This is a genomic window from Moraxella sp. CTOTU46934 (assembly GCF_031979465.1).
In the GTDB taxonomy this organism is placed as follows: Bacteria; Pseudomonadota; Gammaproteobacteria; order Pseudomonadales; family Moraxellaceae; genus Faucicola; species Faucicola tetraodonis.
The window spans coordinates 82,557-88,862 of record NZ_DALZEG010000011.1 but is presented as its reverse complement, the minus strand read 5'-3'; the positions used below and the strand labels follow the sequence as shown (position 1 = coordinate 88,862).

The 6,306-nt window shown below is 43.2% G+C and carries 5 protein-coding genes, 2 tRNA genes and 1 pseudogene; 2 read left to right on the top strand and 6 right to left on the bottom strand.

The window, feature by feature from the left end; translation table 11 throughout:
* Positions 1-318: 318 nt before the first annotated feature.
* The 6 genes from mobA to RTN07_RS09210 form a co-directional block, all read right to left on the bottom strand.
* Positions 319-930, bottom strand: coding sequence for a molybdenum cofactor guanylyltransferase (gene mobA, locus RTN07_RS09235; protein ID WP_312177630.1), 612 nt, complete (start codon positions 928-930; stop codon positions 319-321).
* Positions 920-1,453, bottom strand: coding sequence for a molybdenum cofactor biosynthesis protein B (gene moaB, locus RTN07_RS09230; RefSeq protein ID WP_099807650.1), 534 nt, complete (start codon positions 1,451-1,453; stop codon positions 920-922). The genes mobA and moaB overlap by 11 nt, the downstream gene beginning before the upstream one ends.
* 207 nt (positions 1,454-1,660) lie before the next feature.
* Positions 1,661-3,229, bottom strand: a complete 1,569-nt coding sequence (locus tag RTN07_RS09225; RefSeq protein WP_312177627.1) for a BCCT family transporter — start codon at positions 3,227-3,229, stop codon at positions 1,661-1,663.
* Between the two features lie 261 nt (positions 3,230-3,490).
* Positions 3,491-3,567: transfer RNA gene (locus RTN07_RS09220), tRNA-Asp, on the bottom strand.
* A gap of 36 nt (positions 3,568-3,603) precedes the next feature.
* Positions 3,604-3,679, bottom strand: a tRNA-Val gene (locus tag RTN07_RS09215).
* Between the two features lie 262 nt (positions 3,680-3,941).
* Positions 3,942-4,433, bottom strand: a complete 492-nt coding sequence (locus RTN07_RS09210; protein ID WP_309593463.1) for a glutathione peroxidase — start codon at positions 4,431-4,433, stop codon at positions 3,942-3,944.
* A gap of 188 nt (positions 4,434-4,621) precedes the next feature.
* Here RTN07_RS09210 and RTN07_RS10985 point away from each other — a divergent pair.
* Positions 4,622-4,777, top strand: a pseudogene (locus RTN07_RS10985) (helix-turn-helix domain-containing protein); the annotation flags it as partial.
* Positions 4,778-5,050: 273 nt separating this feature from the next.
* Complete coding sequence (locus RTN07_RS09205; RefSeq protein ID WP_253852205.1) at positions 5,051-6,283, top strand: pyridoxal phosphate-dependent aminotransferase; 1,233 nt, start codon at positions 5,051-5,053, stop codon at positions 6,281-6,283.
* Positions 6,284-6,306: the final 23 nt, after the last annotated feature.

Below are 6,306 nucleotides of genomic sequence, written 5' to 3'. Positions count from 1 at the left end.
CTTTAATTGTGAGTAATTCTGGGTCACCTGTACCTGCACCAACAAGATACACTTTGCCCTGATTTTGTACAGCTTTTGCATGTTTGGGGGTTGTAAGAAGGTCAAAACGATTTTCTTTCACGCTGTCATGGGGAAAAAGTTCAACACTCACAGGGCTACTGATTGAAGGCATAGCAGTTTTCCAACATAATCAAACAAGGTAATTTAAAAATGCAATTACCATGCCTAAATTTTAACTCATACCCTTAATCCTACCCTTAATTGATGAAATTATTTTATATCCTGTTAATGTGAATAATTTCCCAAAATTTGACCTATTTATCCTATTTCATTGAGTGAGTTCAACGCCAAATCAAATTCATTTTTGGTATTAAAATTTGCTAAAGCTATCCATTCATTCGGCAATGCAGCGGTTTGTATTTTTTTATCCGCCAAAAACTTCATCACTGCGCGCTGACCCTTATCCAAATAATCGTATAATTTTATTAATAAATCTGTACGATACAAACCCAACAATGGATAATCCTTTTCAGCTTTTAAATAAATCACCGCTTCATTATCGGTTGCCGCATAATGCAACTTATCAAAAACTTGATTGGCTTGAACCAAACTATCACAGCTTATCACCAGTAAATAATGGTAAGGAGACATGACTTGATTCATGGCACTTGCCATGGCTGATAACGCCCCTGCCCCTTTGCCATTTTGTTGATTTGGCAGATAATCATCAATGATTTTGACGGTTGTATCATGACATAAGCGCTTACCATTATCCGCCACCATGACAGGGACATTTAAGCGTTTGGCATGACGAATATGAAAATCAAGCAAAGTCTCGCCATTTGGCAAGCTTAATAGCGCCTTGGGTGAACCCATCCGAGATGATTCACCCCCCGCCAAAATCACCACCCCTGCCAATTTAATGGTCATGTTTTGGATTTTCACGCATCAGATGCGGCACAAAGTTACACGGACGGGTACGGTTGTCGAGCTGTTCTTTGATGATGCCTTCCCAGCCCGTGCGACAGGCACCCGAGGAGCCAGGTAAACAAAAAATCACCGTATTATTCGCCATGCCTGCTAGCGCACGAGATTGCAAGGTTGACATGCCGATTTCATCACGAGATAACGCGCGGAACATCTCACCAAAACCTTGTACTTCTTTATCAAACAGCGGGCTTAGGGCTTCAGGGATTTGGTCACGGATATAAAAACCTGTCCCGCCAGTGGTAATGATAGCGTGAATCTCAGGGTCGGCAATCCATTGACTCACGATAGCACGGATTTGATAAATATCATCGGTGCGTATGGCTCGCTCCGCTAGGGTATGCCCTGATTCGACAAGGCTATCGGCTAGGTATTTACCAGAGGTATCTTCTTCTAAACTGCGGGTGTCTGATACAGTTAAGATTGCGATATTAAGCGCAATAAAAGGTTTTTCAGGCTTGCTCATTGGGGTTTCCTCATTATTTGATGGGTATACAATTTTATGGGCATATCAAATATTGCCATAGATTAGGCATTTATTATAGCGTTTTTCTTTGTAACGCATGTCTAGGCTGTCAATCTGTCAATTAACGCCCATTGCTTGACTGCCTAGACAGGCATCAGCTTTGCGATGCTTGCACCCGTCTATTTATGTTAATCAAGAAAAACAATATTAGTCATCTTTAGCTACCACGGGCGGACCTAACAATAAATGCTCATCAATAAACTCATTCGCTGAATTATGCTCAGCAGATTCTGCCGTGATATACCATTGTTGATTACGGTACAAGGTCAATCTATCACGTGTCAGCCCTCGCCATAAGCAATACATCATCACAAACACCACGATGGCAAACGGAAAGCCTGCAATAATCGCGACCGCTTGCAACGCAGATAACCCCCCTGCCACCAATAACACCGCAGCAATCACCCCTTGGCTCAATGCCCAAAATAACCGCTGAATTTTTGGCGGATTAGTATCGCCGCCTGCGGTGAGCATATCAATCACAAGGCTTGCCGAATCTGACGAAGTGACAAACCACAACATAATCATTACCACAATCACCAGCGTCAAAGGCTTGGTTAAAGGATAATATTCAATCAGTTTAAAAATCGCACTACCATAATCGGCTTTGACTGCTTCTATCAGCCCATAATTGCCCATCAATTCCATGTGTACCGCGCTGCCGCCAAAGGTGGTAAACCAAAAGAACAACAACAGCATCGGAATAAATAACACCCCAAAAATAAACTCTCTGATAGTACGACCCCGAGAAATACGCGCCACAAAAATTCCCACAAATGGCGACCAACTCACCCACCATGCCCAATAAAAAATCGTCCAATTTGCCTGCCAATCTGTATTGCTATACGCCTCACTCCAAAATCCTAGTGAAATAAGTTGGCTGACATAATTGCCGATATTTTCAATAAAACTATCGATGATAAACTGGGTCGGACCAAAAAATAACATAAAGCCAAGCAGCAACGCAGTCAGCACAATATTGATATCGCTTAAGCGTTTAATCCCTTTATCCAGCCCCATCATCACTGATAGCGTCGCCATCGCGGTAATAATCGCAATCAAACAAAGCTGTACCGGGACGTTGTTGGGAATACCAAACACATTGCTAAAGCCTGCGTTGATTTGCATCGCTCCTAGCCCCAAAGATGTCACCACCCCAAACATCGTGCCAAACATCGTGCCAAACACCGCAAGGGTATCGACCACATGCCCCCATTTGCCATAGATTTTTTGACCAATCAATGGGTACAGTACCGAGCGAATCGACAACGGCAAGCCACGGCGATAATGAAAATACGCCAATGACAATGCCACGACACAATACAACGCCCACGCATGAATCCCCCAATGCAAAAACGAAATACTCATCGCTTGTTTAGCCGCTTCTACGGTTTCGGCTTGCCCCATCGGAGGCGACATAAAATGATATAACGGCTCTGCCGTCCCCCAATACAACAGACCAATCCCAATCCCCGCACTAAACAGCATCCCAAACCATGACAGTAAGCTATACTCAGGATGCTCTGTCTGATGGCCAAGCCGAATATCGCCATAACGACTCAAGGCAATATATAGGCTAAACACCACCGCGACATTCATTAAAATGATAAAAAGCCAACGAAAACGGTGGGTAATAAAAGACTGCAGTTGGTTAAAAACCTCACCTGCCAACTCACTAAAATAATTGGCGGGTGACCCTAACAGACCGTCAGCCAAAATTTTTGCTCACAAAATGGTCACGTTTTGGTCACAAGCGTTTGGTCACGTTAGTTTTACTTAAATATTAAAAATAGATATCTTTTCAACTTAACAATAAAAATCAATTTTCCTAATTACATCAAGAGAAAAATGTATAAAATAATATATTTTTTAAAATCAACAACTTGGTATAAAATTTACGTCAAAAAAAACCTCAAATCAGGGGAGATTTGAGGCATAAAACTTTAAAAATTTCGTTTTTAAATCCACTAAAATAAGTGGCGCAGCGGACGGGACTCGAACCCGCGACCCCCGGCGTGACAGGCCGGTATTCTAACCAACTGAACTACCACTGCACGGTAGCTGATGACGATGACCCAAACTTGTCAAATTGGTGGGTCGTGACGGATTCGAACCGCCGACATTCTGCGTGTAAGGCAGACGCTCTACCAACTGAGCTAACGACCCATCGTCTGTGGTGGGTATTATAGAGAATTTATTTTTGCTGTCAACGATTTTTTTTGGCAAATGTTAAAATTTTTAAAAAATTTTGCTGAGCATGTCATGTGGTTGTCACATAAAAACCCTATCATACCTACATGGCCAGCAAGGTCATAGCTAACAATAAGAATAATAAGATAGCAATAATAACAATGTCTCTATCGCTTGTCACCCAAAGGATTTAATTCCCCCAATTAAATCCTTTTTATTTTTTCTCTCCCGCCTTTTCTCACTGTTGTGCCAGTAGTGCTTTGATATCCGCTTCAAGGTCTTGGGGGGCTTTGGTTGGTGCAAAACGATCTACGACTCTACCATGTGTATCAACTAAAAACTTGGTAAAGTTCCATTTAATGGCGTCACCCAACATACCCTTGCCTTGTGGCTGTGATTTTAAAAACTGATAAACAGGATGGGTGTCTTTACCATTGACGTCAACTTTCGCCATCATCGGAAAGGTCACGCCATAATTGATTTGGCAAAACTCACTAATTTGCGCTTCATTGCCAGGATCTTGCTGACCAAATTGGTTGCAGGGAAAACCCAATACCACCAACCCTTGGTCTTTGTAAGCTTGGTATAGCTTTTCCAAGCCCTCAAACTGTGGGGTAAAGCCGCATTTGCTCGCGGTATTCACAATCAATACGACTTTACCTCTAAGGGTGTCAAAATCAAATAGCTGACCTCGAATATCGGTCGCGGATAATTGGTAAAAATCTTCCATAGCAAATCTCCTTGTTGTTAGTTAAAAAGTTGTTAGTTAAAAAATTGTAAGTTTTTCTTGCATTATTATGCTGACAAGCGTAGTTTATTTATTGGCAGTTATCCGCCAATATTTACACTTTAACTTTGTCAGTATTTCTGACAAAATATTGATAAAATTCATTGATATTCAACCGGAATTCCCCCGCTATGCTCACTGACGCTAAACTATCGGCTGGACAACGCTTGACGCAGCTGCGTAAAAGCAAAGGTTTGACCACTGCTGAACTTGCCGATTTAATGACCCAAGCTGGTGCTAAAGTTAGCCGTGCCGCCATTTCTAATTGGGAGCGCGGCTCCAATGGCATCGTGTCCAATAAACTGCCTGTGCTTGCCAGTCTGTTAGGGTGCAGCGAGAGCTATTTGCTATCAGGTACTGGGGTGGAAAGTCATAACGTCAGCACCCAAGCGTTAGCAGCGCATACGGTCAATGATACTACTGTAGCACAAGCATTAAGCGATGCCAATCAAGCGAACCCGTGGCAGGATCAAACGGCTCAATCTACCGCTCCGGCTGCTACCAATTTTCAACCCAGCCATTCCAAACCCAATCCCAAACCTAGTAGTGATGTATCTACCATGAAAACTTTGAACAAATCCAATAAACTGCAAAACGTGTGCTATGACATTCGCGGTCCTTTGCTACAAACTGCCAACCGCATGGAGACACAAGGTCATAAAATCATCAAACTCAATGTCGGCAACCCTGCCCCATTTGGGTTTGAAGCGCCACAAGAGATTTTATCAGATGTGGCGATGAATTTGCCCAATGCGATTGGCTATTCAGACTCTCAAGGGATTTTTGCCGCGCGTAAAGCGATTTTGCAGTATTATCAAGCCAAAGGATTGTTAGAAGCGGTAGACGTTGCCGATGTGTATTTGGGTAATGGCGTCTCTGAACTGATTGTGATGACCATGCAAGCGTTATTGGATGACGGCGATGAAGTGCTGATTCCTATGCCTGACTACCCGCTTTGGACAGCGGCGACGAATTTGGCAGGGGGTAAAGCGGTTCATTATCTGTGTAATGAAGCCGACAACTGGCAGCCAGATATTGCCGATATCGAAAGCAAAATCAATGAGCGCACCAAAGGCATTGTGGTCATCAACCCAAACAACCCAACAGGCGCGCTTTATTCTACCGAAAATTTAAAAAAAATCGTGGCACTAGCAGAAAAACACGGGCTTGTACTGATGGCGGATGAGATTTATGACCGCGTGCTGTATGATGATGCCGTGCATGTACCGATGTGCACCCTTGCCAAAAACTGCTTGGTTATCTCCTATAATGGGTTGTCAAAGTCGCACCGTATCGCAGGTTTTCGTTCAGGCTGGATGATGTTATCGGGTAAAAAACACCATGCGGCTGATTTTATTGAAGGGTTAACCATGCTATCATCGATGCGGCTGTGTGCCAATGTCCCTTCACAATACGCGATTCAAACGGCGATGGGTGGCTATCAAAGTATGCAAGCCTTGACCGCACCAACCGGTCGCCTGTATCAGCAGCGCAACATCGCTATCGAGCGCCTAAACGCCATTAAAGGTATCTCATGTACCATGCCACAAGGGGCGTTTTATTGTTTCCCAAAAATTGACCGTGAGATTTATCCAATCGAAGATGATATGCAGTTTATGATGGAATTATTACTGCAAGAAAAAGTCTTGATGGTACAAGGTACGGGCTTTAACTGGCATGCACCTGACCATTTTCGCGTGGTATTTTTGCCCAATGCATCAGATTTGCATGAAGCGATGGATCGACTTGAGCGCTTTTTTGCCACAAAACGCCAAGAATATGGCACTGATTAATGTTTCATTGAAACAAAAAACCC